Raw genomic sequence first — 26,573 nt, forward strand, 5'->3', positions numbered from 1 at the left:
CGAGACGTGCACTTTTCTTTCGCGTCACCGTCTCGGGATAATCCCTAACTTATGACATTTATTGGCTATTTCCTCGGCTTCCAGAGTTTCGCGCCAGTTTCCAAGTCACAATGCCTTGCTGTAGTATTCCGTTTGACGGAATATTCGAGACCCTGATGAGCACCTCCGATTCATTAAGCCGCGCCGCAACGAAGGACGTGTCGCCGTCGGAATCCGCCGGCGCGGGCATTCTGCAACGCACTTTTGCCGTGATTCGCGCGCTGGGTGTCGCCAAACCCGGAGGCGAGCGCGTCACGCATATCGCCAAGGCCGTCGGCCTGAGTCAGGCGACGGTGCACCGGATCCTTCATGCGCTCATCGCCGAGCAGGTCGTGGAACAGGACGAGACGTCGAAGCTGTACCGGCTGAGCATCGATTTCTTCGCGATGGCCGCCCAGGCGGGTAATCCCAGCGGCATGCGCACGCTGTGCCGCCCCTCGTTGCTGCGCCTTTGCGCGAGTCTGGGCGACACGATCTTCCTGCTCGTGCGCAGCAGCTTCGACGCTGTCTGCCTCGACATGTGCGAAGGTCCCTTCCCCATTCGCTCGTTCACCGGCGATATCGGCGGGCGCGTGGCGCTGGGCGTCGGTCAGGGCAGTCTGGCAATCCTCGCGTTCCTGCCGGAGGCCGAGCGCGAGGAGATCATTCGCTTCAATGTGCCGCGCCTGCGCGGTTACGGGGTGCTCGACGAAGTCTATCTGCGCACCGAGATCGAGCGGGTACGCCAGTTGGGCTATGCAGGCAGTAACAGCGGCGTGCTCGACGGCATGGCCGGTGTGGCCGTGCCGGTGTTCGATCGCACCGGCCACGCGGTCGCTGCGTTGAGCGTGGGCACACTGGCCGCGCGGCTGTCGCAGGACCGTCTGCCGATGGTGGTGGAGTTGCTCAGACGTCAGGCCGAAGTCATCGGCCCGCAGACCAATCCGTTCGATGTGGCGATGCGCCGCCCCATGCACGGACTCACACGGGCGCTGACGACCGAACCGCTGGCCTGAATGTGTCTGTTTCACGGCGCCCGGCGGTCGACTTCCGATCGCGGCCTGCGCAGCGTCGCGCAGTCCCGGGCGAATGGAGATGAGGACAGGGACGGAGACCGGGAGGGGGACCGGGATGGGGACCGGACTGGGACGAACGCATGAAATACTGCGCTCACATCTGATCCGGCACGCGCTCCCCGCACCGTGCCGTTTGCACGGCCCGCAGCTGACCCTGCGGGCCGCCTTTTTCGGCACTCGCCCGCCGCGCGATCATGGAACGCCCGATGGCGTGCGAGTGGCGCCAACAGCGTCCGGGCGTCGGGTTTGCCAAGTGGCGCCGGGCGCGGCAGAATTGACAGCGTTGCCGACGTCTTCGATCGGGAGTCGACCTGGTTGCGTAGCCGGTCGCCATCGATGCCGCCGGCACTGCTGCCGTCCACCCGCTGGCCGCTGCCCAACCATCGCGACATGACTGCATCCAATGCCCGTTCACCCGAATCACCCGGTCCACACGATTCATACGGTTCGCCAGGTCGATCCGGTCTTGACGACGCCCGCCCGCGTCAGCCCCGTGTGATGCCCTCCCCGCCTGCCCGCACCTCCGGCATGTTCGGCGTGGGGCTCGACGAGGCCGAGCGCCTCGCCGCCCTTCGCCGCTACGAGATTCTGGACACGCCGCCCGAGCCCGCCTTCGAGCGCATCGTGCGGCTTGCGTCGTATGTGATGGGAGTCCCCATCTCGCTGATTTCGCTGATCGACGAGTCGCGTCAGTGGTTCAAGTCGAAGCGCGGCATCAATGCCACACAGACGCCGCGCTCGATGGCCTTCTGCACGCACGCCATTCTTGGCGACGACGTGCTCGTCGTGCCGGATGCCCGTGCCGACCGGCGCTTCGCCGACAATCCGCTGGTGACCGGCGATCCGAACATCCGTTTCTATGCGGGCGCGCCATTGCGCACGCCCGAGGGCCATCGGCTGGGCACCTTGTGCGTCATCGACCGCCGTCCCCACGATCTGGACGACGAAAAACGCGGCCTGCTCGCGGACCTGTCGGCCCTCGTGGTGGACGAACTGGAATTGCGACGCGTGAACCGGGTCCTGGGTGACATGGCGATGCGCGACGGCCTGACCGGCCTGCTCAACCGACGCGCCTTCCTGATGCAGGCCGATCGCCTGTTCGTCGCTGCGCGCGCGCAGCAGCGCCGCCTGTCGGTCCTCATGCTCGACATCGATCATTTCAAGGTCATCAACGATACGTGGGGACATGCCATCGGCGATCGCGTCATCGTGGAGCTGACGCTGGTCTTGCGGGCCGCGCTGCGCAAGAGTACTGTGATCGGCCGTCTGGGCGGCGAGGAGTTCGCCGTGCTGCTGCCCGAGACCGACGCACAACGTGCCGTGCAGGCCGCGGAGCGCCTGCTCGCCGCGATTGGCGATGCGAGCGTGCCGGGCCCGAACGGAGCTGCCGGACCGGTGCGCTTCTCCGCCAGCGTGGGGGTGGGCAGCCTCGGCTCCGACGACGCCGATTTCGGCACCCTGCTGCAACGCGCCGACCGGGCGCTTTATGCGGCAAAGCAGGCCGGCCGCAATCGCGTGGCCGTGCTGTGACATCCATCCGGTATTGACACGGGCGCAAAGCAATGGGCAAGAGCCGACTCGAAGCGTTCAGCGATGGCGTGATCGCCATCATCATCACGATCATGGTGCTGGAGATGAAAGCACCGCACGGCAGCGAACTGGCCGACCTGATTCCCGTCGCCCCGACCTTCCTGACCTACATTCTCAGCTACATATACGTGGGCCTTTACTGGAACAACCATCACCACCTTTTTCAGGTCGTGCAGCGGGTATCCGGCGGTGTGCTCTGGGCCAACCTGCATCTGCTGTTCTGGCTGTCGCTGATTCCGTTCGTCACCCACTGGCTCGGCGACAATCACTTCACCGCCTGGCCGACGGCGCTCTACGGCGTGGTGCTGTGCATGGCAGCCATCGCTCACTTCATTCTGTCGCGCGCGCTGCTGGCCGTTCACGACGGCAGCAACAAGAAGTTGGCGGCCGCGCTCGGGCGCGACTACAAAGGCAAGCTCTCGGTCGTGGTATATGCCATGGCCATTGTGCTGGCATTCGTGGTCCCGGCCATCTCGCTGGCGCTCTATGCGCTAATGGCTGCCGTGTGGCTGATTCCGGATCGGCGCCTCGAACACGTGATCGACGCCTGAGCCGCGGCGGGCCGGGCATGGCGCGACCGACGGCCGGCGACGCGCGAAACCTGCGACCTCGCGCCGGTTGCACAGCAAGGCGCCAGGTCGAACGATGTTAGTCGACGCGCCTCGGCTTTTTACGTAGTATCCGCCCCACTATGCAAAACCTGACCTTTGAACTGACGGGCGAATTCGTCGCCCTTAACGACCTGCTCAAGCTCACCGGCGTCGTCGACTCGGGCGGTGCGGGCAAAGTGCTGGTGGCCAACGGCGACGTCACGGTCGACGGCCAGCTCGAAACCCGCAAGACCTGCAAGATCCGCGCGGGTCAGACGGTCGCCGTAGGCGGCATCCGCATTCGCGTCAAAGGCGCTTGAGCGCGGCGAACGCCGCCAATACCGTCAGACATCCGCTTTTCCTTCATCGCTTCGTCTGTTTTCGCTTCGTCTGTTTCCGCTGCCCGGCAGCGCATCGGCGTCCGATGCTCTCCCGGTTTCTCCCATGTGAGCCTGCCCTCGCAGGTCGCTATACTTGAAAGCGATTTTGGCGTGTCTGTCCCCGTCACACCCGACAATGTCCGCAGGACATCCGAGGAGGCCCTTGCGATGGTCGTGCCCGGTTCACCGTCCGCCGCAGGCGCCACACCGGCACCGGGGCGCGAAGCGCTGCTCGAAGCCCTCGACCGCTCGCTGGGCACCCTCACGCTTACGCCTGACGGCACGGTCATCGACGTCAACGACAAGTTTCTCGGCGTCTTCGGCTACACCCGCGACGAACTGATCGGCCAGCGCCATGCCATGCTGTGCGATCCGCTGGACGCCACGTGCGGTGACGCGCTGGCGCAGGTCGTCGGCACCGGACGTGCACATACCGGTCAGGTCAAACGCGTCCGGCGCGACGGCAGCGTCGTCTGGCTCGAAGCCACTTACAACCCTGTGTTCGACGCCGCGGGCCAACTCGCTTTCGTGATCAAGTTCGCCGTGGACGTGACGGCACGCGTGGCACGTCAGGCCGCCGACGACGCGCGCATGCATCTGCTCTCGCTCGGTGTGGACGAGACGGACAACGCCGTGCTCATCACCGACGCGCAGGGCAGCGTGCGCTACGTGAACGCAGGCTTCACACGCATGCTCGGCTACGCGGCGAGCGAAGTGATCGGCAAATCGGCCCATGCGCCATTCGATGAGACGTCGCTCGACGAATTCGCCGACGCCGCCGCCGTCGATATCAAACAGGCCCTCTCCGGATGCCTCGTCCGCGCACGCGACGGCCGCAGTTGTCACTGCGAAGTGCTCGTGCGCACCGCCCAGCGTCAAGCGCTGTGGGTCTCGGTGGTCACGAATCCGATTCTCGATGCGCACGGCAAGCTCGTGAATGCCGTGGTGCTGTTCACCGACATCACGCAGTCCAAGATTCAGGAAGTGCTGCAACACAAAGCGCTGGCCGCGATGGTGCGCGACGCCCCGCTCGTTGAGGTGCTCACGCTCGTGTGTCGCGAACTGGAGCAGATCGCCCCCGAGGTGATGGCGTCCGTGGTACGGGTGGACGCGCAAGGCAAGTTGCGCCCGCAGGCGGGGCCGAGTTTGCCAGCGCAATATCATCAGAGCGTCGATGGCGTGGCCATCGGCCCGAACGTGGGCACCTGCGGCACGGCGGCATTTCTCGCCCGGCCGGTCATCGTTACCGACATCGCGAACGACCCGCGCTGGGCAGGCTTTCGCGAGATGGCGGCCGAGTTCGGCCTCGCAGCGTCATGGGCAATGCCCATCATCGCCAACGATGGACGAGTGCTCGGCGTGCTCGCGTTCTATTACCGCACGGTGCGCGGCCCGGACGCGCTTCACGAGCGGCTGGTCGACGTGTGCGTGCATCTGTGCAAGCTCGCCTTCGAGCGCGACGAGTCTCGCACACGCATCCGTCAGTTGGCGTTCTCGGACAGCCTGACCGGCCTGCCCAACCGCAGCATGCTCGGCGTGCTCGCAGCGCAGGCCATCGCCAGTGCAACCGAATTGGGCACGCGCATGGCGGTCATCTTCATCGATCTGGATCGATTCAAGCAGGTCAACGACTCGCTCGGCCATCAGGCAGGCGACGTGCTGCTGCGCACGATTGCCCAGCGCCTGCGCCGCTCGCTCAGAGGCGCGGATATCGTTGCGCGACTCTCGGGCGACGAGTTCGTGGCCGTACTCACCGAGTGCGACCCGGAGCGCCTGGACATCGCCATCGAACGCATGCGCAGCGCACTCACCGCGCCTTGCCAGATCAATGGCGTGACGCTGGTGCCCTCGGGCAGTTTCGGCATCAGCCTGTTTCCCAATCACGGCCGGGAGTTCGACATTCTGCTGCAACACGCCGATATGGCGATGTATCAGGCGAAGATGACGAGCCCGGGCAGCGTGCGTTTCTACAACGAAGACATGAACATCCACGCGCAGGAGCGGCTCGAACTCGAAACCGCACTGCGCGACGCCCTGCGTCTTGGCAAACTTCAATTGTTCTATCAGCCGCAAATCAATTTGCTGGACGATTCGATGTACGGCGCGGAAGCGCTCGCCCGCTGGCGACATCCGCAGTACGGCGACGTACCGCCGTCGCGCTTCATCGCGCTCGCCGAGGAGTGCGGGCTGATCGGGGAACTGGGGGCGTGGACGTTGCGCGAGTCGTGCCGTCAGCTGGCTGACTGGCGCAGGCGCGGCGTGGGCATCGGCAATGTGTCCGTCAATCTCTCGCCGACCAACTTCCACGATCACGACCTGCCTCACATCATTGCCGAAGCGTTGGCCGATCACGAATTGCCGCCGTCGTGTCTGGCAATCGAGATCACGGAAAGCGTGTTGATGGATCACAACCCGAGCACGCTGCGCATCATCGAAGAAGTCCACAACATGGGCGTGCGCCTGTCGATGGACGATTTCGGCACCGGGTATTCGAGCCTGGGATATTTGCGGCGTCTACCGGTCTGCGAACTGAAGCTCGACCGCAGCTTCGTGCATGACATCACGCGCGACGAAACGGTACGCGCGCTGACCAGCGCGATCATCAGCATTGGTCGCAACCTGCACCTCACCGTCGTGGCCGAAGGCGTGGAAGACGAAGCGCAGCGCGATTTGCTGCTGGCACAGGGTTATCGGGTCGCGCAAGGGTATCTGTTCTCTGCGGCACTTTCGAGCGGCGATCTGGAGCGCTGGCTCGACCAGTGGTCCGCGCGTCGCCAGACGCCCCGGCCCATTCGCTCCTGAATCACGGCGCCAGTCCCAGTTCCAACTGATGCAGCGCCGTTTCGATGGCCTGGCTTTGCTCGCCGTTGAGGGCGTCGGCCGCCACGCTCGTCTCGCGACGGTAGATCATCTCGCCATAGACGTTCGCCAACGCACGCGCCGACGGACACAGCGACAGGTTGCTGTCGGCGGCCTGATGACGGGTCCAGTAGTTGATCGCCTGTTCGATGTCGGCGATGGAGTAATTGGCTTTCATGGAATGTCTGTCTCGCCGTGGAGTGAATTACTGTAATTATATACAGTATTCGGGGAATCGGAGAACGCCTCGTGAAGGCATGACATTTGGCTGCGCCTTGCGCCTGCTTCGGTCCATTCTCGGGCGCACGTTTCGGAACTGCAACACTTCACGCGGGAAAGATTCGAGCGCCGCCCGCCCGCTGTCGCGTCTCCCCGGCGGCCTTGGGCCTGGTCCTGCACGACGTGACGTCGTGAGCGACGGGCCACCACGTTTGCTATGCTGCGGCTTTCGCGTGCCACTCCCACCGGGAGGCCTCGCGCACATCGTCTTTTGAAGAATCGTAATGTCCGCCAAAACCCCAGAGTCTCGGAACACCGCCAACCGGCAAGACGCCAAACCGGCCGCCGTCGATGTCACCCCTCCGCCGCCGGGCGCCATCCCGCTCGCATGGATCGGCCTGCTGGCGGCAGCGGCGTGGGTGCTCAAGAGCCCGAACCCCACGTGGGGTGTCGGCGTGCTGTGTCTTTGTGCGGGACTGATTTCGTCGTTCGGCGCACGCCGTCGTGGCCGCGCACCATGGCCCGCGTTTTTTACGGGATTGCTGCCCGTGGGCGTCGCCCTCTTCTTTGCGCTGCTCATGCTGCGTCCACTGCTTCGATAACGCGCCACATGCGAGTCACGGCGCCGACATCGAACCGGACTCGCATCGCCCCCATGAGTTACCCACAGGTTCTGTGGATAACCCACTGGATAACCCGGCAGCACCCCGTCAAAATGCCCGCCGTTACAGGCTGTCAAGAGGATTGCCCGTTTCAGCATCAAGATGCGAAAAATTTATTGCGCTTGACGTTTTGCCTCGCTTCTGTGCGGAATCGTTCCGGCGTTGATATCGTACGCGGCCACCCAGGACGACGAAAACAAGGCACCCCGGATGGCGCGCGACCGGGGGGCGATTGGCCTCGCCCCTGTCCGGCACCGCGTGCACGCCAGGGTTCGCAGTGTCGGGGAATCGGCCTATGATGGAGTCATGCGACACCTCGCGAAGGAGAATGTCTCGTATGACCCAGTCCGACAAGCCGTCCGTCAGCCCCTCGTCCACCAATTCCCAAAACGACGCAACCGGCACGCCAGTGACAGAAGCGGAGCGCGTCCATCTGGACGAACTGCTTGCGCGCCACTCGGTCACGGATACCGTTGACCGCGCGTCTGTCATCGATCTGATCAACCGGTTGCGCGAGCCCGACGTGAAGACGTCCGACGACCGCGATCGTGTGGTCAAGGAGAGCCGGTTGTGGAAAGAGGTCTCGCACCGCGACACCGCCATGTCCTTGCTCAATTCCCTGGCTCAGATGGCGCCGATCTTCCTGAACCAGATCCACTGGTGATGCCTGCCGCGCCGGCCGTCGCCGGCGCGCCTCACAGCTCGTAAGCGGGACGGTGTCGTGCGCGTGCCTTACAATGCGGGTCGCTCAAGTTTTCCCTTTGAACCGACATCATGACCACCACGCTGGACACCCCGACCGAATTCAAAAGCTGGATCTGCCTGATTTGCGGCTGGATTTATAACGAAGCCGAAGGCGCACCGGACGATGGCCTCGCGCCCGGCACCCGTTGGGCGGACGTTCCCGCCGATTGGCGCTGCCCGGAATGCGATGTTTCCAAGGAAGATTTCGCGTTATCGGAGTTTTGAGGCGAGGCCCCGGCCATGACCGGGGATCGCCATGGGATAGACGAGCGGCCGCGCCGCGAACGATTCGGATTGCAGGCGTGACCTCAGTGCTGCCAGCCCCATCCACGGCCGCGCCCGTGCCAGCCGCGGCCGTAACCCCCGCCGTAACCCCCGCCGTAATACCCGCCGTAATACCCGCCCGACACACCGAACGTCACCACCGGTGCAGGCGCCACCGCGTAGCCCGGCGCGTAGTAGCCTGGGGCGTAGTCGTATCCGTTGTAATAGCTGCCGCCGTACGCAGGCGCACCATAAGGCACTGCCACACAGCCTGCCAGCGACATGGCGACGGCTGCGCCGCCCGCCAGCATCAGAATGCGTTTCACGATGAGGTCTCCCGCACGAACCGTTCGAATCGGCGAGGCGCCGAACGACGCGTCCGACGCGGCGCATGCTGCCTCACCTGCTTGGTCCGTTAGACATGGAAGTTCACGCGAAATGCGGTGAAGGGATGCGCTCTTTGGTTACCAAACGTGACATTGGTAACGGCGGCGAAATCCTGCGCCGCCCTCAGAAGACCCAGCAGCGGTCGCGCCCCGCGCGCTTGGCGCGATACAGCGCCATGTCGGCACGCTCGACCATGTTCATCGGCGAATCCGTGTCCTGCCACTCCGTAATACCGAAGCTCGCCGAGAAACGCAGCGGCGGCTCGCTGCCTTCGAGCGATTCGCGTTTGCAACGCTCGCGAATCCGGTCCGCCACGCGCAGGGCATCGCGCTCGCTTGCTCCTGGCAGCAGAATCGCAAACTCTTCGCCGCCGATACGGCCGATCAGATCGTCGCCCCGCAGCGTCGACGAGCAGACGAGTACAAAGCGGCACAGCACCTGATCGCCGATGGCATGCCCGTACGTATCGTTGATCGACTTGAAGTGATCGAGGTCGGCCACGATCAGGCTCATCGGCTCGTTCTTGCGCTGGGCGGCTTCGAGCAGTTGATCGAAGCGATGGAAGAAGTAGCGGCGGGTGAGACTGCCCGTGAGTTCATCGTAGCTTGCTTCGAACGCCAACTGGTTGTTCGCCGCGCGCAGTTCCTCGTTCGACTGACGTACCTCCCGGTGCTGCGCGCGCTCACGCCAATACGTCCAGCCGGCAAGCGCCACGATCACCACACCACCGAGATACAGCAAGAAGCACAGCGCCAGATCCTTGGCATGCTGGCGGGTGAGCGCGTCCCACGCGTCGACATTCTCCACGGCATAGACAACCAGATCGTTGCTCGAACTGGGGCGCGACGCGATCACGAACGGCTTGTGAAGATCGCTGAACTCCGTCATCCGGTCGAGCAGCTCCTGCGGCACCCAGGCATTGGAGCGCCCCGGCGCACGCTTGAATTGCGAGATCGGCATGCGCGCGAAATCGTGCCGCTGATACAGCGCGAGACGTTCGGCATCGGAGAGCGATCCGAGCTTGCCGTCGAGCATGAAGCGATTCTCGAAGCGCGGATCGTTGGCCATGATGACCACGCCATTGCCATCGGTAATGAACGACTCGCCGCTGCCGACCCAATGACGCAGACGTGTGAGTCCGATCTTGGTCATCACCACGCCGATCAGGGCGCCGTCGCGGTACATGGGTGCGCTGAAGTAGAGGCCGGGCGCCTGCTGCTCCCAACCGGCGGCATAGCTCTCGAAGCGCTCGCCGAGCAACGCATGAGTGACGTACGGCATGTCGGCCACGGACTGACCGACGGGCGACGGCGTGTCGCGGTAGTTGCTCGCCGCCACGCAAACGCCCCGCGCGTCGATCACCCATACCCGGTCCACACCGAAGTAGCCTTGTGCGCCGCGCAGGAATTCGTTGGCTCGCTGCGTGACTTCCGCCCCCGCGGATCGGGCAGCGGCGTCCGGCAGGACGTCACGCAGCAAGTCCACTTCGGCCAGCGTCGAGGGAATCGCACGGACCATGGACAGGTCCGTGTTGATGGCGTGAACCATGCCGTCGGCCACGCGATCGGCCACGGTCTGCCCGGCCTCGACACTCTGCGCAAGCTTGTCTCCAACCAGTGACGTGGCCGTGCGGTCGGCGGCAACCCAGCAGGCGACCAGCACGCCGGCCGAGACACAGGCGGCATAAAGCCAATGCCTTATCCTCATCCGAAAATCAAACGCTCGTTCTATTATTTTTCACTTATTACGTTGGCGAAGTATCCGCGTCGTTCAAGTCGCGTTTCTGTCACTTCCCCGGACAGAACTTCTGGTCGCGACCGGCATTCGTCGTGCCGGCGAATTCCCGCCAATTCCGGTCTGCGCGTCGAACACTATCCCTCGTTTCCGATCCCCGGCCTGTCGCGCCCCGCGCCTTCGGATCCCTGTCGCCACGCCATTGTCCACCCCGACAATGGCAGGCTGTTGACAGCCTGTCGCCCCTACCCCGATCTGGTGCCGGGTGAGATCCAACGAGCATCCGTTCATACGGTTTTCATCGTTCCCGAGAACCAGGTGATTCTATAGTACTCCGACGGTGCCGCCGCATGAAAACCATCAAATAATCGATAGACGCTCAATTTCTATTTAACGTATTAACTAGGCCGATTTGATGTTTATCATTTGCATCTTTTTTATCGGCAAATGCCAAATCGGGCAATTAGCGAATCCAGTTGTTCGATTTCCACCGGACGGGAAAATAAATAGCCCTGCGCACTGAGGGGTACGAAATGCCGCAGCCAATCCAGCTGACGGTCGTTCTCTACGCCTTCGACAATCAGATCGATGCCCAGCGAGCGCGCAATATTCACAATGTTGGAAATCATGAGACACGAACGCGACGAATCGGGAATCGATTCGACAAACGAGCGATCCACTTTCAGTGTGTCGACGGGAAAACGCGTCAGATAGGACAACGATGAGTATCCGGTGCCGAAATCGTCGAGCGCAATGCGCAATCCGGCGCGCTTGAATTGTTCGATCTTCATTTCGACGAGAGCCGGATTCTTGACCATCACCGATTCGGTGATTTCCAGTTCGAGCCGATGCGGCTCGATGGCATATGCCTTGACCAGTCGCTCGACGAGTTCGCCAATGTCTCCGCGCCAGAACTGCACCGACGACACGTTCACCGCCAGACGCAGCGAACCCATCGGCGTATCGCGCCAGGCGACCAGCTGACGGCACGCCTGGGTCAACGCGAACTCGCCAATGGCCACGATCTGACCGGTGGTCTCGGCCAGCGGAATGAATTCGCCCGCGCTCAGCACGCCCCGCTCGGGATGACGCCAGCGAATCAGCGCCTCCATGCCGCACACGCAATCGCGGCCGAGCGAGATGATAGGTTGATACGCGAGGAAAAACTCTCCGTTGGCCAGCGCCTGCTCCATCTCTCGTTCCCAGACGACAAGCTGATGCGCCTGATGCGTCATTTGCTGCGTGTAGACGCGCACGACACTCTTGCCCGCCTCCTTCGCCGAGTACATTGCCAGATCCGCCTTTTTGATGAGATCGGCTTCGGTCTCCTCCGGCTTCGTCCAGAACGTCACGCCAATGCTGGCATGCAAAGCGAACGACGTACCGTCGGCCACCATCGGCGCCTTGAGGGCCGCAAGCAGCGTCTCGCCCAACGGTTCGGCCTGCTCGGGTGCTCCATCGCCTTCGAGCAGAACCATGAATTCGTCGCCGGCAAACCGGGCGAGCATCGCGCTGGCCGGCATGCGCGGAATGAACCGCTCTGAGACCTGGCGGATGATCTCGTCGCCCTGCGTATGACCGAGCGTGTCGTTCACGCTCTTGAAGTTGTCCAGATCGATGTGCAACAACGCGACTTTGCCAAGTCGATCCGGGTTCGCCAGCGCGCGGCGCAGCGACTCCATGAGGGCGTAGCGATTGGGCAGCCCCGTCAGCGCGTCGAAGGAGATCAGTCGCGTGAGTTGTTGATCCCGGCCGATCAGGCGTTGCATCAGGTACGCGATGAGCGCGAAAAACACCACCAGCGCGACCGAGATGAAGGTCGCCATCGTCAGATAGACGCGCTCCACATGCCGATACTCGGATAGCTCCTCGTCCAGCGACAATCCCACCTGCACAGCAAGCGGATAGTCCCGCAAATGACGATACGCGACCACACGCTCGACGCCGTCGATCGGATCGCGCTGCAAACCGGAGCTACGTTGCTCGTCCGTGAACGGCGGCAATTCACCCGTGCCGGTGATGGCAACGCTGGCGCCGGTGCTGCGCGCGAGCAACGCCCCGTCGTCCGCAATGACGGCGATCTGGCCGTACTGCCCGAGCACGGCATTCGTATAGAAATCGGAAGTGAAGTAGCTCGGTTCCTGGGACACCACGACCACGCCGGCGAAGGTGCCGTCGGGATTGTTCAGACGCCGGCTGAACTGGAGCACCCATTTGCGCGACACGCGGCCGAAGACCGGGTGACTGATGTACAGGCCGTCGCTCTCGTGGTCCAGATGAACGCGAAAATGTTCGCGGTCCGCGATGCTCACTCCCGAGCCGCCAGGCATCGTCGCGGCAATGACGTTGCCTTTGGCGTCTGCAATGCTCACAAGCACCATGAAGCGCTCGGCAACGATTCCCTGGGCCAGCGTCTGCCTCAGATCAAAGTCACCGCGGCTTCGCTCGTACTCGTACTTCACGAAACGGGTGATCTGATCGACCTGGCGAATGGCGCGCAGGGTCTGTTGTTCCAGCGCGGTGGAGACAGTCGATGCCGATGCCGCCGTGTCGCGAAGAATTGCCTTGTACTCGATGGAGATGCGCCAGAGCACGGCCGTCCAGAGGAGGACCAGAATCAGGAGACCGAAAATCAGGATTGCGACGATGGAGCGATAGGAGGTCGCCCAACGTCCGCGCCGCACTCCCGTCATGCTCGGTTCCGCCATAGGTCGAGATCCTTTCAGCCCTCGCGCCCCCGCGCGATAAGGTCGGTATTGGCCCGTCTGTCAAGAGGATCCAGGAGACGTCACTGACGGACGTCATGGTTTCCGGCAAGTGTAAGGCAATCCCCGCGCCCCCGGAAGTCGTCCGACGTCGGCTCAATCCCGGGATGTACGAACTTCATCGTGCCGGGCGCGCGCGATCCCGCCTCTCGGCGTGCCATATCTCGGATTACGGAAGTTTCGGCCACCCCCGCATTAGGAAAATCCCGAGGTCCGTGGGCACAGGCGAAATCCGTGAGGAATGGCATGCAAAAGACCACGGGACGCACCACGGGCGCTTCCCGTTCAGGACTTGAGGAGATCGATGATGGATTCGAGGCGGCGACGCAGGTCGCCCACGTCGAGCGCCCCGTCGCCCGGTTCGCCGGACATGGCGTCGCCCGGCTGAGCGGTCGCGCCGGAGGCCCGGGCACCGCGCGGTGTGTCGGCCTCCAGCCGATTACGGGCGCCATTGATGGTAAAGCCCTGCTCGTAGAGCAGTTCCCGGATACGCCGGATCAGCAGGACTTCGTGGTGTTGGTAGTACCGCCGGTTGCCCCGCCGCTTGACCGGGCGCAATTGCGTGAATTCTTGCTCCCAATAGCGCAGCACATGCGGCTTGACACCACATAGCTCGCTCACTTCACCGATGGTGAAGTAACGCTTGGCGGGAATCGGCGGCAAGGCAACGTGATCCATCGCGGCGTTAGCGGAATGGGACGACGGTTAAATTGCGGACGAAAAACCAACGGCCGCCACAGAATGCGGCGGCCGGGAATTACTTGCTCAGTACGCCAGACTCGACCATCGACTTGAGCTTTTGGCTGGCGTGGAAGGTAACGACGCGACGCGCAGCGATCGGAATGGCTTCACCGGTCTTCGGATTCCGCCCCGGCCGTTGCGGCTTGTCGCGCAACTGGAAGTTACCGAAGCCCGACAGCTTGACACTGTCGCCGGACTCGAGAGCGTCGCGAATCGATTCGAAAAACGCTTCGACCATGTCCTTCGCTTCACGCTTGTTCAGGCCAACGTGCTCGAACAGCAACTCCGCCAGTTCGGCCTTGGTCAGCGTCGGCGCCTCGGTCGAGACCTCGTTCACTTCGCTGCGACCCAGCGCAATGCGCTGTGCCGCGAGCATGGCTTCAAATTCACCAGGATTCATTTCGTTCATACGTCCCACGCGATGGCGATGACAGTGCGATAACCCACTCGCACCCGGATTTTTACTGGGCGTTAGGCGCGCAAGCGTGCACCAAACCCTTCTACCCGTTGTACCAGTGCGTTAATGGCGCCCTGGACCGTCTCGTCCTGCAACGTACCCGAGGGGTCTTGCAGAGTAACACGAAACGCCACGCTTTTGTCCTGCGCTCCCAGGGAGCCCGACGTGGCGCCAGCCTTGGGCCGGAACTCGTCGAACAGGCGCACCGATTGCACCACGCTGCATGCCGGATCGTCGTCGCGCGCGGCAAGCATCGCATCGAGCAACACTTGCACCGGCTGCGACTGATCGACCACCAGCGCGATGTCGCGCGTGACTGGCGGGAACTTGGAAATGTCCTCGTAGCTCGCGACGTCACGGCCGAACAGTGCTTCGGCTTCAATCTCAAACAACACCGGTGCCTGCGGCAGATCGTACTTCTGCTGCCAACGCGGATGCAGTTCGCCGATGAAGCCCACACGCTTGCCATCGATTTCGATCGCCGCACTGCGTCCCGGGTGCAACGCCGGATGCTCCGCCTTCACGAAGCGCGCCGTGCGCGGCGCCAGCAACGCTTCCAGATCGCCCTTCACATCGAAGAAGTCGACCTGACGCGCAGCCGCGCCCCACTGCTCTTCGAGCACCGGACCATACGCCAGCGCAGCGACGGTCACCGGCTGACGATAGCCGCCCACACTCAGCTCGCCCGACGCCACCGTATTGTCACGGCGATACGTGCGACCGATTTCGAACACACGAACGCGCGAGGCCTTGCGATTCAGGTTGTAACGCGTGGTCGCGATCAGGCTGCCGATGAGCGTCGAGCGCATCACGGCGAGATGACTCGCGATCGGGTTCAGCAACTTTATCGGATTGTCGTTGCCGGCAAAGTCCGTTTCCCATTCCACGTCGACGAAGCTGAAACCGACCGTCTCGTGATAGTCACGCGCCGCCACGGCGTGGCGCACCGCGTGTTGCGAGCGGCGGCCTTCGTGCGTCGGACGCATTTCGCTCGCCGCCACCGGCGGATTGGCCGGAATGCGATCGAAACCGTAAATGCGCGCGATTTCTTCAATCAGGTCCTCTTCGATCTCGATATCGAAGCGGTAGGACGGCGGCGTCACTTCGAACACGCCATCGTTGAGCGTGAACGGCAGACCGAGACGCGTAAAGATGGCGCTCATTTCCTGCTCGGAAACCGGCACGCCCAAAATCTTGACGGCCCGCGTCACACGCATCTTCACCGGCTGACGCTCAGGTAGCTTCGCGACCAGGTCTTCCAGCGGACCGGCCTGTCCGCCGCAAATCTCGAGGACCAGTTGCGTGGCGCGCTCGAGGGCGCGTACGTTTGCGGCGAAATCGACGCCACGCTCGAAGCGATGCGATGCGTCGCTCGTGAAGTTGTACTTGCGTGCCCGGCCCTGGACCGCCTGCGGGAAGAAGAATGCACCTTCCAGGAAGATGTTCTGCGTCTCGAGTCCCGCCTTCGTCGAGTCGCCGCCCATAATGCCGGCGAGACCGATCGGACCGCTCGCGTCCGTGATGGCGAGCGTGCTTTCGTCGAGCGTCACGGTCTGCTCGTTGAGCAGCTTGAGTGTCTCCCCGGCACGGGCGAAACGCACGTCGATGCCGCCTTGCAGACGGTTCAGATCGTAGACGTGCAAGGGCTGGCCCAATTCGAGCATCACGTAGTTGGTGATGTCGACGAGCGCCGAGATACTGCGTTGACCGGCACGCTCGAGGCGCTCCACCATCCAGCGCGGCGACGGCGCTGCGGCGTTCACATTACGAATGATGCGACCACCGAAGCGTCCACACCCCTCCGGCGAGCTGATACGCACCGGCAGCGTGTCGGCGATGGTGGCGGGCTGGGCGCCCTGCCCCGGCAGATCCTTGAGCGGTGCACCGGTAATGGCCGCGACTTCACGCGCGACGCCGAGCAGCGACAGGCAGTCCGCCTTGTTCGGCGTGAGCTTGACGACGAACACCGTATCGTCGAGATCGAGATACTCGCGAATGTTCATGCCCACCGGTGCGTCTTCCGGCAGGATCATCAGACCGGCGTGGTCGTCCGAGAGCTTGAGTTCACGCGCCGAGCACAGCATGCCGAAGCTTTGAACGCCGCGCAGCTTGCCAATCTTGATCTGGAACGGTGCACCGCCCGCCTCCGCCGGCGGCAGTGCCGCGCCCACCGTGGCGCACGGCACCTTGATGCCGGGCGCCACGTTCGGCGCGCCACACACGATGGTGAGCGTCTCGCCCGTGCCGGCGTCGACCTGGCAGACATTCAGACGGTCGGCGTCCGGGTGACGGACGACTTCGAGCACCTTGGCCACAACCACACCGGTAAACGGCGGGGCGACCGGGTCGGTTTCCTCGACTTCCAGCCCGGACATCGTCAGGGCATGCGCCAACGCGTCCGTCGACAAATCCGGGTCGACCAAGGTACGCAGCCACGATTCAGAGAATTGCATGGATCAGTTCGCTCGCAGTTAAGTCTTCACTTCCGGGGGCCCAGCGGCAGCGGCTTTGCGCGCCAGCCAGGAACTACCGGCATCGATTACATGAATTGGCGCAGGAAGCGCAGGTCGTTCTCATAGAACAGGCGCAAATCCTGAACGCCGTAGCGCAGCATCGTCAGACGCTCCAGCCCCGAGCCGAAGGCAAAGCCGATGTAGCGCTCGGGGTCGAGCCCCATATTACGGATCACCGTGGGATGCACCTGACCCGAGCCCGAGATTTCCAGCCACTTGCCGGCGTTCTTGCCGGTCTCGAACTGCATGTCGATCTCGGCGGACGGCTCGGTGAACGGGAAGTACGACGGGCGGAAACGCACCTGAATGTCGTCGCGCTCGAAGAACTTGCGCAGGAAGTCGGTGTACACGCCCTTCAGATCGGCAAAGCTGATGTCTTCGGCAATCCAGAGACCTTCGACCTGATGGAACATCGGCGAATGGGTAGCATCGGAGTCGACGCGATACGTACGGCCCGGCGCGATCACCTTGATCGGCGGCTTGTTCATGCGGGCGTAACGCACCTGCATTGGGCTAGTGTGCGTGCGCAGCAGCAAAGGCTTGCCGGCGTCGTCGTTGCCTTCGACGTAGAAAGTGTCCTGCATCGAACGCGCCGGGTGGTTCTCCGGGCTGTTCAACGCCGTAAAGTTGAACCAATCGGTTTCGATTTCGGGGCCGTCGGCCACGTCGAAACCGATGGAGCGGAAAATCTGTTCAACGCGCTCCCAGGTGGTGAGCACGGGGTGCAGGCTGCCTGCGCCCAGGCCGCGGCCGGGCAACGTGACATCGATCGCCTCGGCGGACAGGCGCGCATCGAGCAGCGCATCGGCCATGGCCTGACGTCGCGCCTGCAAGGCGCCTTCGATCTGTTGCTTGGCCGCATTGATCCGCGCGCCTTCGGTCTTGCGCGCTTCGGGATCGAGCTTGCCGAGGCCCTTGAGCAACTCGGTCAGCTGGCCGGTCTTTCCGAGAAAGCGGGCTTTCTCGTTTTCCAGCGCGGCGGCGTCGGGAGCGGCGGCGAACGCACGCTGCGCTTCGCTGACGATAAGTTCCAGATCCATATGCTACAGACTCAAGTTAGGCGGTCCGAAGGGCCGCAAATTCAAGCAAAAAGGCAGGCGAAAAACAAAAGGGGGCTCCGATGAGAGCCCCCTCTTGGCGAACGGCGCGCGATAAACGCGCTATACGCAAACTACAGCTTAGGCTGCGACGGCGGCTTTCACCTGAGCGACAATCGCGGCAAACGCCGGCTTGTCGTTGATGGCCATGTCGGACAGCACCTTGCGGTCGAGTTCGATCGAGGCCTTCTTCAGACCAGCGATGAACACGCTGTAGGTCATACCGTGCTGACGCACACCTGCATTGATACGCGCAATCCACAAGGCGCGGAACACACGCTTCTTGTTACGGCGATCGCGATAGGCGTATTGCCCGGCGCGCATGACCGCTTGCTTGGCGATGCGGAAGACGTTATTGCGGCGGCCGCGGAAACCCTTGGCTGCTGCGATGACTTTCTTATGGCGGGCCCGTGCGGTGACCCCACGTTTGACTCGAGGCATGTTTCTCTCCTATCTAAGTCGGGGTTTAAGCGAAGGGCAGCATTGCGCGTACGGAGTTCAGATCAGACTCATGAACGCCGACGGCACCGCGCAGGTGACGCTTATTCTTGGTAGTCTTCTTCGTCAGAATGTGACGCTTGAAGGCCTGACCACGCTTGACGGTACCGCCAGGACGCACGCGAAAGCGCTTCTTGGCACCGCTCTTGGTTTTCATCTTGGGCATGAAAAACTCCAGGGTTTTTAACATGATCACAGGTGTGACGCCAAAATCGCGCCCCTTTTAGAACCCGAGACCACTTATTTTCAGGGCCGGACTGCGCCCTGTATCACTGCCGCGCCCCTGACGGGCCACGGCGGCAATGCGGACTGCCCGGCGGCGCCATTCGGCACCGCCACGGCATTATTTCTTCTTCGGCGCGATGACCATGATCATCTGACGGCCTTCCATCTTCGGCATCTGTTCCGGCTGGCCGAACTCTTCGAGATCGGACTTCAGACGTTCCAGCATACGAGCACCGATTTCCTGGTGAGCCATCTCACGGCCGCGGAAACGCAGCGTGATCTTGGTCTTATCGCCGTCTTCGAGGAAACGCTTCAGATTGCGCAGCTTGACGTTGTAGTCACCATCGTCGGTGCCCGGACGGAATTTGACTTCCTTGATCTGGACAACCTTCTGCTTCAGCTTGTTCTCGTGCGCTTTCTTCTGTTCCGAATACTTGAATTTGCCGTAGTCCATCAGACGGCAAACCGGCGGATTCGCGGTCGGTGCAATTTCCACCAGATCGACATCAGCCTCTTCGGACAGACGGAAAGCTTCTGCCAGTTTCACAATGCCGAGCGGCTCGTTGTCGACGCCATTTAGACGCACTTCGGGCGCAGTAATCTCGCCGTTGATGCGATGCGACTTATCGGTAGCGATGTTGCTTATCCTCGAAAAAAGTCAAAAATTTAGCCGCGCTGTCCGACAGGCGTTATTGGAACGATGCGCATTCTTGCGCGAGACGTTCGATGAGCGCGTCAACGGGCATCACACCCAGATCCACGCCGCCACGGGCACGCACGGCTACCGTATTCCCCTCCTGCTCTTTATCCCCTACTACGACGAGATAGGGAACTTTTTGCAAGGAGTGCTCGCGTATTTTATAGCTAATTTTCTCGTTGCGCAAATCGCTCCGAGCCCTAAGCCCTTGTTCTTTCAACTTTTTCGTCACTTCCTGGGCGTAATCGGCCGTTTTTTCCGAGACATTCATCACGATCACCTGCTCCGGCGCGAGCCAGAGGGGCAATGCACCAGCATGGTGCTCAATCAAAATGCCGATGAAGCGTTCGAGCGACCCAAGGATGGCACGGTGAAGCATGACGGGGCGCTTGCGGCTGTTGTCTTCGGCCACGTACTCGGCGTCCAGACGCTCGGGCATCGAAAAATCGACCTGCATCGTACCGCACTGCCATTGACGGCCGAGTGCATCCTTGAGCGTGTATTCGATCTTCGGGCCGTAGAACGCCCCGTCGCCTTCGGCGATCACGAACTCGCAGCCCGAGCGGCGCAGCGACTCCATCAGCGCGAATTCGGCCTTATCCCAGTTTTCGTCGGACCCAACACGATGCTCAGGGCGCGTAGCGACCTTGTAGATCATGTCGGTAAAGCCGAAGTCCTTATAGACGGCATGCAGCAGCGCCGTGTAGTTCACGCACTCTTCGAGGATCTGGTCTTCCGTGCAGAAGATGTGACCGTCGTCCTGCGTGAAACCGCGCACGCGCATCAGGCCGTGCAAACCTCCCGACGGCTCATTGCGATGGCACTGACCGAACTCGCCGTAACGCAGCGGCAGATCGCGATAGCTATGCAGCGACGAGTTGAAAATCAGAACGTGCCCAGGACAGTTCATCGGCTTGAGCGCGTAGGCGCGATTCTCCGACTCCGTCGTGAACATGTTGTCCTTGTAGTTCTCCCAATGCCCCGACTTTTCCCAGAGCGAGCGGTCGAGAATCTGCGGGCCCTTCACTTCCTGATACCCGTTGTTACGGTAGACGCGGCGCATGTATTGCTCGACCTGCTGCCAGAGCGTCCAGCCCTTGGGGTGCCAGAAGATGAGACCCGGCGCTTCTTCCTGCATATGGAAGAAGTCCAGCGCACGGCCGAGCTTGCGGTGATCGCGCTTTTCCGCCTCTTCCAGCATGTGCAGATACGCGTCCTGATCTTCTTTCTTCGTCCAGGCCGTGCCGTAGATACGTTGCAGTTGCTCGTTCTTCGCATCGCCGCGCCAGTAGGCACCGGCCACCTTCATGAGCTTGAAGACCTTGAGCTTGCCCGTCGAGGGAACATGTGGGCCGCGGCACAGATCCACGAACTTGCCTTCGCGGTACAGACCGATTTCGTCCGTCGCGGGAATCGATTCGATGATTTCAGCCTTGTACTTCTCGCCCATCGACATGAACAGGCGCACGGCGTCGTCGCGCGACATCACTTCACGCGTGACCGGCTCATCCTTCCTGGCGAGCTCATGCATCTTCTTCTCGATGGCTTCGAGGTCTTCCGGCGTAAAAGCACGGTGGAACGAGAAGTCGTAGTAAAAGCCGTTCTCGATGACCGGACCGATCGTGACCTGCGCCTCGGGGAACAGTTCCTTGACGGCGTAGGCCAGCAAGTGCGCCGTCGAGTGGCGGATGACATCCAGACCGTCGGCATCCTTGTCCGTGACAATCGCGAGACTCACATCACGATCGATCAGGTAGGACGTATCGACCAGCTTGCCGTCCACGCGCCCCGCGAGGGCCGCCTTGGCCAGCCCAGTGCCAATCGAACCGGCGACTTGCGCCACCGTAAGCGGGGCCTCGTACTGGCGTTGCGAACCGTCAGGCAAACGTACCGAAATCATGTCGCACTCCCATGCGCAAAAACGTCACACGCGGCCCACGCCACGCGGGAAAACCACGAAAAAAAACGGCCTCGACTGTCGTCGAGGCCGTCTCTTCATTCCTTGCATCCAGACGAAAAACACCCTCGACTTAACGTCGCACCTTCACCACTGTGAAAGTTCGGGCAGTCTTCAACATGAGTGTTTTCCAGCGCCTGTGTCTGCGGGGCTTCGCGGACTTGTAATGCATTAAATTTCGTTGGTAGGCTCGATTGGATTCGAACCAACGACCCCCACCATGTCAAGGTGGTGCTCTAACCAACTGAGCTACGAGCCTACTGCAAGAGAACGAGATTCTAGCAAGGTTTCGGCGTATCGCCAAGCGATTATTGTGCCTGCCGACGAAAATCCGCATCGATCGAGGCTTTCGCGCGTCATTGCGTCGCGGGAACGTCGCCCAAAAAACGCCGGTGCATTTATCGCCGGCGCGACGACACCACGCCCGCCACCCCGGACAGTTGCGCCAGCGCCCGCTGCAACTGTCCACCGTCACGGACCTCCACGGTGAACTGCATGAACGCCTGCGGGCCGCGCGACTGAGTGCTCACGCCCGTCACGTTGAGTTTCTCCCGCGAGAAAACTTCGGAAATGTCCCGCAGCAACCCCTGCCGATCCGTCGCTTCGATCTGGATGTCCACCGGATACGCCGCAACGCCTCGCCCTTCAAGCACATCGGACGACCATGCCGTCTGGATCACACGCTCGGGCGCGCGCGTCTTCATCGCCTGGAAGCTGCTGCAATCCTGACGGTGAATCGACACGCCTTTACCTCGCGTGACAAACCCTACGATCGGATCAGGCGGCGCGGGACGGCAGCATTTGGCCAACTGTGTAAGCAGCGCCCCGACGCCGACCACCAGCACGCCACTCTTGGCGCCCTGAGTCACGCTCGTGTCGAGACTCTTCTTCGCGACGAGCGTGTCCTCGTCACGCGGCTCCGGCCCAGGCAGGTTCCCCGACAGCGCCTGCTCGACGTGACGCAGGCTGAACTCGTCCTTCGCGATGGACGCGTAAAGGTCGTCCGGCGTACGAAAACCCAGACGCGCTGCCAATTCTTCGAGATTGACCGACGTCTTGCCTTCGCGTTGAAGTGTCTTGTCGATCAGCGTGCGGCCGTGGGCAATCGTCTCTTCAAGGTCGATGGCGTTAAACCATTGACGTACCTTCTGCCGCGCCCGATGGCTCTGCAAGTACCCCAACTGAGCATTGAGCCAGTCTCGCGACGGCCCGCCCTGCTTGACAGTGATGATCTCGACCGTCTGCCCGTTCTGCAAGGGCGTGTTGAGCGGCACCATCGCACCGTCCACACGCGCTCCACGGCAGCGATGCCCCAACTCGGAATGCAGGTGATACGCAAAATCGACCGGCGTCGCCCCCTGAGGCAGCGAAATCACCCTGGCCTGTGGCGTGAGCACATAGATGTGATCGTCGATGGTCGCGCGCTTGAGCTGCTCCCACGGCTGAACCGCACCGTCGGCACCGACCGTGTCCGCGACGTCGTCCTTCCACGCCAGCAATTGCCGCAACCACGCAATCTTCTCGTCGTAGGCGTCGTTGGCCGAAAACGCGCCGCCGTAACCTCGCTGCCCGGCCTCCTTGTAACGCCAATGCGCCGCGATGCCGTATTCGGCAAAGTGATGCATTTCGTGCGTACGGATCTGCACTTCGAACGCTCGTCCATCGTCGCCGATCACCACCGTGTGAAGCGATTTGTAACCGTTGGGTTTCGGGCGCGAAATGTAGTCGTCGAACTCTTTGGGGATCGGCTGCCAGAGGTTATGCACGATGCCGAGCACCGTATAACAATCCTTGATGTCCTCGACGATGACACGAAACGCCCGCACATCGTAAAGCTCGGCAAAATCGACGGCTTTGCCGCGCATCTTCTTCCAGATGCTGTAAATGTGCTTCGGCCGCCCCGACACCTCGGCCTTGACGCCTGCGCGCGCCAGTTCGTCCTGAAGGCGCTGGATCGCCCGCTCGACAAACGTCTGCCGCTCGACCCGCTTTTCCTCGAGCAGCTTGGCGATCTGCTTGTAGGTGACCGGCTCCAGAAAGCGGAACGCGAGGTCTTCGAGTTCCCACTTCAATTGCCAGATCCCGAGACGGTTCGCCAGCGGCGCATAGATTTCGAGCACCTCGTGCGGCATATCCTCCGGCGGCGCCTTCTTCTCAGCGGCATACCACCGCAGAGATTGCAGACGGGACGCCAGCCGGATCATGACCACACGAATGTCCTGCGCAAACGCCAACAGCATCTTGCGCAATCCTTCGACCTGCGACTTGCGCTCCGCCGAAGCGTCACGGTCGCGCCCGTCGGAAGGCATCGCCTGCGCAGCGCGTGCGCCCGCGCCGGAAAGACGTTGCAGCTTGCGCACGTCGACGACGAGCGCAGCCACTTCCGCACCGAATTTCTGCGTCAGCGTGGTTTGCGGATCGGAAAGGAATTCGACGGCGGAAAACAGCGCCGCGGCCTGACGCGTCGCCTCGTCGACACGCAACGTGTCGAGAATCGCGATCATTCCGCGCGCGTGCGCCATGATCGGTTCGCCGGAGGACAGCACGTGGTCGCCGCACAGTGTTGCGGCGAACGCCAGGGCGTCGTCGAGCGTGGCGGGCAATGGAGCATCACCCACACCCGGCGCCGGGGGCGCCTCAGGGGATGTCGGTGCTTGATGTTGGTTCATGTCGGAACACGGGGCGACCGGCGCCCCGGATGTTGCGGGACGCGGACTCAGCTTTCGCGCTGAGCGGCCACGACCACGATTTCAACAAGCATGGCAGGGTCGGCGAGCAACGCCTGCACCGTGGCGCGCGGGGGCGCATTGCCAGCCGGCACCCATTCGTCCCATACCTGGTTCATTTCACCGAAGTACTTCATGTCGGAGATGAAAATCTGGCACGACAGGATCAGCGATTTGTCGCTGTTGGCTTCCGCCAGCAGACGATCGATGTGAGCCAGCACCTGACGCGTCTGGCCGGCCATATCCTGCGTGCGGTCATCAGGGGTCTGCCCCGCCAGATAAACGGTGCCGTTATGCACGGCCATATCCGACCAGCGCTTCTCTACGTAAAAACGTTGTACTGCCATGATGTAAGACTCCTCGTGTTCTTCTGACTTCGGATCGGTCGACGCGCCCCACCGCGCGGGCGGGAGTCAGTCGGCGTATCCCTCAAAAAACCGGCGTGCGATCTCGATCTGATCGGCATGCACGAACGTCGGCGCGTGCCCCACGCCGGGAATTTCAACGGCCCGCGCTTGTTGCGCGTGCTTCAACATTTGTTCGAGTGTCATGCGCGAGAGCAAATCCGAATGCTCGCCTCGCACGATCAGCGTGCGTCCGGAAAATGCCGCGAGCGATGCCCAAAGCACCGCTTCGCCGGCCGCAATCGCCTCCGACGACACCGCGCCGAACGCCGCACCGATGGACGGATCGTAGCGCAGCACATAGCCGTCGCCATCGGCCTTGAGCAGCGGCTCGCTGAGCATCAGCCATTCCTCTCGCGTATGCGGCCCGAACCCCGACGAGATCGACCAGAGATAATCCGCGGCTTCCTCTATCGTCGCAAAACGCTTCGGAATGCCGACATATTGACCGATGCGAGCGAGTGCCGGTGCGTCGATACGCGGTCCGACATCGTTGAGCAGCAGGCTACGAATCGGCGTATCCGGCAGCCCCGCAAGGCCCATGCCGATGAGTCCCCCCATCGACGTGCCGAACCAGTCGACGCTCGCCACACCGAGACGGGCGATGAGCGTCACCATGTCGGAGACATACTGCGGCACGACATAGCCGGCCGGATTAACGAGCCATGACGATTGCCCACGCCCGACGACGTCCGGACACACGACACGGTAGTCGTTTGCGAGCGCATTCGCCAGCACGTCAAAATCGCGCCCGCTTCGCGTAAGCCCGTGAACGCACACCAGCACGCGCGGGTTCTGCGGGTCGCCCCACTCCGTATAGGCCATCCGATGCAATCCGGACGGACTCAGGCACTGAACGTTCGACAGACGCGGCGCGCAGCTCGGCATGGCAGACTCATCGGATCGTTTTCCAGACCCGAATTCTACCGCGCCTGCCGCAAACCGTACGGTAGAATGAGGTCACTCATGAGCCACATCATGCCGCGCCTTGCCGTGGCGCTCATCGACATCGCTGTCATTCCCCACGCTTCTCCCGCACGGAGACCATGCAATGCTGAAAGGAAAAATCGCCCTCGTGACCGGCTCGACCAGCGGCATCGGTCTGGGCATGGCGCAGGCACTCGCCGCACAGGGTGCGACGCTCATTACCAATGGCTTTGGCGACGCAGACACGGCGCGTCAGGCGATTGTCACCGCCGCGGCGAAGGCTGGCCACGCGAGCGCACAAGTCGGCTACCACGGCGCAGATATGAGTCGTGCGAACGAGATCGAGGCAATGATGCAATATGCCGAATCCGAATTCGGCGGCGTGGACATTCTGGTGAATAACGCGGGCATCCAGCACGTCGCAGAGATTCAGGATTTTCCGACGGACAAATGGGACGCGATCATTGCGATCAACCTGACGTCCGCGTTCCACACTACGCGACTTGCCCTGCCCGGAATGCGCACGCGAAACTGGGGCCGCATCATCAACATCGCCTCGGTGCACGGACTTGTCGGCTCGACAGGCAAGTCGGCATACGTGGCCGCCAAACACGGCATCGTCGGCTTGACGAAGGTTACGGCGCTGGAGAACGCACAGACCGGCGTGACGGCCAACGCCATCTGTCCCGGTTTCGTGCTCACGCCGCTGGTACAAAAACAGGTCGACGATCGCGCAGCACGGGACAAGCTTTCGGGCGATGAGGCGAAGCGCTCGCTGCTGGGCGAAAAGCAGCCGTCGGGCGAATTCGTCACGCCGGAGCAACTGGGCGCGCTCGCGGTCTTCCTTTGCAGCGACGCCGCCGCTCAGGTTCGCGGTGCGGCCTGGAATATGGATGGCGGGTGGGTGGCGCAATAACGCCTCGCCCTTCGCGGCGCATCGAAAAGAAAAACGGGCGGGGAAATCCCCGCCCGTTTTCCGTCCATCGGCCAAACTTCCAACGTCCAGCTTCTTACTTCCAACGGCGGCCGGGTTCAACGGTCCC

The 26,573-nt window shown here is 62.3% G+C and carries 24 protein-coding genes and 1 tRNA gene; 9 read left to right on the forward strand and 16 right to left on the reverse strand.

Annotated elements, in window-relative coordinates:
• Positions 1-155 precede the first annotated feature (155 nt).
• The 5 genes from AB870_RS13145 (at position 156) to AB870_RS13165 (ending at position 6,456) form a co-directional block, all read left to right on the forward strand.
• A complete protein-coding gene (locus AB870_RS13145; RefSeq protein WP_047905058.1) occupies positions 156-1,034 on the forward strand; it encodes an IclR family transcriptional regulator in 879 nt (292 codons plus the stop codon).
• A 558-nt stretch (positions 1,035-1,592) separates the two neighbouring features.
• Positions 1,593-2,624 (forward strand): GGDEF domain-containing protein, encoded by a 1,032-nt coding sequence (locus AB870_RS13150; RefSeq protein WP_237169937.1) that lies wholly within the window; start codon positions 1,593-1,595, stop codon positions 2,622-2,624.
• A 32-nt stretch (positions 2,625-2,656) separates the two neighbouring features.
• Positions 2,657-3,235, forward strand: a complete 579-nt coding sequence (locus AB870_RS13155) for a TMEM175 family protein (protein ID WP_047905060.1) — start codon at positions 2,657-2,659, stop codon at positions 3,233-3,235.
• A 140-nt stretch (positions 3,236-3,375) separates the two neighbouring features.
• Positions 3,376-3,594 carry an RNA-binding S4 domain-containing protein gene (locus AB870_RS13160; RefSeq protein ID WP_047905061.1) on the forward strand — a complete coding sequence of 73 codons (219 nt, stop codon included), beginning with the start codon at positions 3,376-3,378 and terminating at the stop codon, positions 3,592-3,594.
• Between the two features lie 228 nt (positions 3,595-3,822).
• Positions 3,823-6,456 (forward strand): EAL domain-containing protein, encoded by a 2,634-nt coding sequence (locus tag AB870_RS13165; protein WP_047905062.1) that lies wholly within the window; start codon positions 3,823-3,825, stop codon positions 6,454-6,456.
• A 1-nt stretch (position 6,457) separates the two neighbouring features.
• Here the strand turns inward: AB870_RS13165 and AB870_RS13170 are convergent, their stop codons facing one another.
• Positions 6,458-6,691: a DUF3717 domain-containing protein gene (locus AB870_RS13170; RefSeq protein WP_047905063.1), complete on the reverse strand. Its 234-nt coding sequence runs from the start codon at positions 6,689-6,691 to the stop codon at positions 6,458-6,460.
• A 325-nt stretch (positions 6,692-7,016) separates the two neighbouring features.
• On the opposite strand from AB870_RS13170, the gene AB870_RS13175 reads away from it, so the two are divergent.
• The 3 genes from AB870_RS13175 to AB870_RS13185 all read left to right on the forward strand — a co-directional run bounded on the left by AB870_RS13175 (position 7,017) and on the right by AB870_RS13185 (position 8,363).
• Positions 7,017-7,334, forward strand: coding sequence for a hypothetical protein (locus tag AB870_RS13175; protein WP_047905064.1), 318 nt, complete (start codon positions 7,017-7,019; stop codon positions 7,332-7,334).
• A gap of 397 nt (positions 7,335-7,731) precedes the next feature.
• Positions 7,732-8,058, forward strand: a complete 327-nt coding sequence (locus AB870_RS13180) for a hypothetical protein (protein WP_047905065.1) — start codon at positions 7,732-7,734, stop codon at positions 8,056-8,058.
• Positions 8,059-8,168: 110 nt separating this feature from the next.
• The gene (locus tag AB870_RS13185; RefSeq protein ID WP_039397716.1) at positions 8,169-8,363 is read left to right on the forward strand and encodes a rubredoxin; all 195 of its coding nucleotides are present in this window, start codon (positions 8,169-8,171) and stop codon (positions 8,361-8,363) included.
• An 83-nt stretch (positions 8,364-8,446) separates the two neighbouring features.
• Here AB870_RS13185 and AB870_RS13190 read toward each other — a convergent pair whose 3' ends face one another.
• The 15 genes from AB870_RS13190 to AB870_RS13260 all read right to left on the reverse strand — a co-directional run bounded on the left by AB870_RS13190 (position 8,447) and on the right by AB870_RS13260 (position 25,491).
• Complete coding sequence (locus tag AB870_RS13190; protein WP_053059363.1) at positions 8,447-8,728, reverse strand: hypothetical protein; 282 nt, start codon at positions 8,726-8,728, stop codon at positions 8,447-8,449.
• 184 nt (positions 8,729-8,912) lie between these two features.
• Positions 8,913-10,496 carry a sensor domain-containing diguanylate cyclase gene (locus AB870_RS13195; RefSeq protein WP_084663679.1) on the reverse strand — a complete coding sequence of 528 codons (1,584 nt, stop codon included), beginning with the start codon at positions 10,494-10,496 and terminating at the stop codon, positions 8,913-8,915.
• Positions 10,497-10,960: 464 nt separating this feature from the next.
• Complete coding sequence (locus tag AB870_RS13200) at positions 10,961-13,231, reverse strand: bifunctional diguanylate cyclase/phosphodiesterase (protein ID WP_047905067.1); 2,271 nt, start codon at positions 13,229-13,231, stop codon at positions 10,961-10,963.
• A gap of 342 nt (positions 13,232-13,573) precedes the next feature.
• Positions 13,574-13,966, reverse strand: coding sequence for a MerR family transcriptional regulator (locus tag AB870_RS13205; protein WP_047905068.1), 393 nt, complete (start codon positions 13,964-13,966; stop codon positions 13,574-13,576).
• 79 nt (positions 13,967-14,045) lie between these two features.
• Positions 14,046-14,438 carry an integration host factor subunit alpha gene (locus AB870_RS13210; RefSeq protein ID WP_044456146.1) on the reverse strand — a complete coding sequence of 131 codons (393 nt, stop codon included), beginning with the start codon at positions 14,436-14,438 and terminating at the stop codon, positions 14,046-14,048.
• 62 nt (positions 14,439-14,500) lie between these two features.
• Positions 14,501-16,939, reverse strand: a complete 2,439-nt coding sequence (gene pheT, locus AB870_RS13215; protein WP_047905069.1) for a phenylalanine--tRNA ligase subunit beta — start codon at positions 16,937-16,939, stop codon at positions 14,501-14,503.
• A gap of 86 nt (positions 16,940-17,025) precedes the next feature.
• Positions 17,026-18,039, reverse strand: a complete 1,014-nt coding sequence (gene pheS, locus AB870_RS13220) for a phenylalanine--tRNA ligase subunit alpha (protein ID WP_047905070.1) — start codon at positions 18,037-18,039, stop codon at positions 17,026-17,028.
• Positions 18,040-18,177: 138 nt separating this feature from the next.
• Complete coding sequence (rplT, locus tag AB870_RS13225; RefSeq protein ID WP_010806048.1) at positions 18,178-18,537, reverse strand: 50S ribosomal protein L20; 360 nt, start codon at positions 18,535-18,537, stop codon at positions 18,178-18,180.
• 25 nt (positions 18,538-18,562) lie between these two features.
• A complete protein-coding gene (gene rpmI, locus AB870_RS13230; RefSeq protein ID WP_010806049.1) occupies positions 18,563-18,760 on the reverse strand; it encodes a 50S ribosomal protein L35 in 198 nt (65 codons plus the stop codon).
• Positions 18,761-18,937: 177 nt separating this feature from the next.
• Positions 18,938-19,456: a translation initiation factor IF-3 gene (gene infC / locus AB870_RS13235; RefSeq protein ID WP_072617484.1), complete on the reverse strand. Its 519-nt coding sequence runs from the start codon at positions 19,454-19,456 to the stop codon at positions 18,938-18,940.
• A gap of 52 nt (positions 19,457-19,508) precedes the next feature.
• Positions 19,509-21,416: a threonine--tRNA ligase gene (gene thrS / locus AB870_RS13240; RefSeq protein ID WP_047905071.1), complete on the reverse strand. Its 1,908-nt coding sequence runs from the start codon at positions 21,414-21,416 to the stop codon at positions 19,509-19,511.
• 239 nt (positions 21,417-21,655) lie between these two features.
• Positions 21,656-21,732: transfer RNA gene (locus AB870_RS13245), tRNA-Val, on the reverse strand.
• A 139-nt stretch (positions 21,733-21,871) separates the two neighbouring features.
• Positions 21,872-24,142 (reverse strand): RelA/SpoT family protein, encoded by a 2,271-nt coding sequence (locus tag AB870_RS13250; protein ID WP_237169938.1) that lies wholly within the window; start codon positions 24,140-24,142, stop codon positions 21,872-21,874.
• A gap of 47 nt (positions 24,143-24,189) precedes the next feature.
• On the reverse strand, positions 24,190-24,546 hold the full coding sequence (locus AB870_RS13255; protein ID WP_044456152.1) for a RidA family protein: 357 nt from the start codon (positions 24,544-24,546) through the stop codon (positions 24,190-24,192).
• 66 nt (positions 24,547-24,612) lie between these two features.
• Positions 24,613-25,491, reverse strand: a complete 879-nt coding sequence (locus AB870_RS13260) for an alpha/beta fold hydrolase (RefSeq protein WP_047905073.1) — start codon at positions 25,489-25,491, stop codon at positions 24,613-24,615.
• 163 nt (positions 25,492-25,654) lie between these two features.
• On the opposite strand from AB870_RS13260, the gene AB870_RS13265 reads away from it, so the two are divergent.
• A complete protein-coding gene (locus AB870_RS13265) occupies positions 25,655-26,446 on the forward strand; it encodes a 3-hydroxybutyrate dehydrogenase (protein ID WP_047905074.1) in 792 nt (263 codons plus the stop codon).
• Positions 26,447-26,573: the final 127 nt, after the last annotated feature.

The organism is Pandoraea faecigallinarum (genome assembly GCF_001029105.3).
GTDB classification, from domain to species: domain Bacteria; phylum Pseudomonadota; class Gammaproteobacteria; order Burkholderiales; family Burkholderiaceae; genus Pandoraea; species Pandoraea faecigallinarum.

Excerpts from the sequence above, each read along its gene's own strand:
- AB870_RS13145 (WP_047905058.1), top strand. The coding sequence starts at position 156 with ATGAGCACCTCCGATTCATTAAGCCGCGCCGCAACGAAGGACGTGTCG.
- AB870_RS13150 (WP_237169937.1), top strand. The coding sequence starts at position 1,593 with ATGCCCTCCCCGCCTGCCCGCACCTCCGGCATGTTCGGCGTGGGGCTC.
- AB870_RS13155 (WP_047905060.1), top strand. The coding sequence starts at position 2,657 with ATGGGCAAGAGCCGACTCGAAGCGTTCAGCGATGGCGTGATCGCCATC.
- AB870_RS13160 (WP_047905061.1), top strand. The coding sequence starts at position 3,376 with ATGCAAAACCTGACCTTTGAACTGACGGGCGAATTCGTCGCCCTTAAC.
- AB870_RS13165 (WP_047905062.1), top strand. The coding sequence starts at position 3,823 with ATGGTCGTGCCCGGTTCACCGTCCGCCGCAGGCGCCACACCGGCACCG.
- AB870_RS13170 (WP_047905063.1), bottom strand. The coding sequence starts at position 6,691 with ATGAAAGCCAATTACTCCATCGCCGACATCGAACAGGCGATCAACTAC.
- AB870_RS13175 (WP_047905064.1), top strand. The coding sequence starts at position 7,017 with ATGTCCGCCAAAACCCCAGAGTCTCGGAACACCGCCAACCGGCAAGAC.
- AB870_RS13180 (WP_047905065.1), top strand. The coding sequence starts at position 7,732 with ATGACCCAGTCCGACAAGCCGTCCGTCAGCCCCTCGTCCACCAATTCC.
- AB870_RS13185 (WP_039397716.1), top strand. The coding sequence starts at position 8,169 with ATGACCACCACGCTGGACACCCCGACCGAATTCAAAAGCTGGATCTGC.
- AB870_RS13195 (WP_084663679.1), bottom strand. The coding sequence starts at position 10,496 with ATGAGGATAAGGCATTGGCTTTATGCCGCCTGTGTCTCGGCCGGCGTG.
- AB870_RS13200 (WP_047905067.1), bottom strand. The coding sequence starts at position 13,231 with ATGGCGGAACCGAGCATGACGGGAGTGCGGCGCGGACGTTGGGCGACC.
- AB870_RS13205 (WP_047905068.1), bottom strand. The coding sequence starts at position 13,966 with ATGGATCACGTTGCCTTGCCGCCGATTCCCGCCAAGCGTTACTTCACC.
- AB870_RS13210 (WP_044456146.1), bottom strand. The coding sequence starts at position 14,438 with ATGAACGAAATGAATCCTGGTGAATTTGAAGCCATGCTCGCGGCACAG.
- pheT (WP_047905069.1), bottom strand. The coding sequence starts at position 16,939 with ATGCAATTCTCTGAATCGTGGCTGCGTACCTTGGTCGACCCGGATTTG.
- pheS (WP_047905070.1), bottom strand. The coding sequence starts at position 18,039 with ATGGATCTGGAACTTATCGTCAGCGAAGCGCAGCGTGCGTTCGCCGCC.
- rplT (WP_010806048.1), bottom strand. The coding sequence starts at position 18,537 with ATGCCTCGAGTCAAACGTGGGGTCACCGCACGGGCCCGCCATAAGAAA.
- rpmI (WP_010806049.1), bottom strand. The coding sequence starts at position 18,760 with ATGCCCAAGATGAAAACCAAGAGCGGTGCCAAGAAGCGCTTTCGCGTG.
- thrS (WP_047905071.1), bottom strand. The coding sequence starts at position 21,416 with ATGATTTCGGTACGTTTGCCTGACGGTTCGCAACGCCAGTACGAGGCC.
- AB870_RS13250 (WP_237169938.1), bottom strand. The coding sequence starts at position 24,142 with ATGAACCAACATCAAGCACCGACATCCCCTGAGGCGCCCCCGGCGCCG.
- AB870_RS13255 (WP_044456152.1), bottom strand. The coding sequence starts at position 24,546 with ATGGCAGTACAACGTTTTTACGTAGAGAAGCGCTGGTCGGATATGGCC.
- AB870_RS13260 (WP_047905073.1), bottom strand. The coding sequence starts at position 25,491 with ATGCCGAGCTGCGCGCCGCGTCTGTCGAACGTTCAGTGCCTGAGTCCG.
- AB870_RS13265 (WP_047905074.1), top strand. The coding sequence starts at position 25,655 with ATGCTGAAAGGAAAAATCGCCCTCGTGACCGGCTCGACCAGCGGCATC.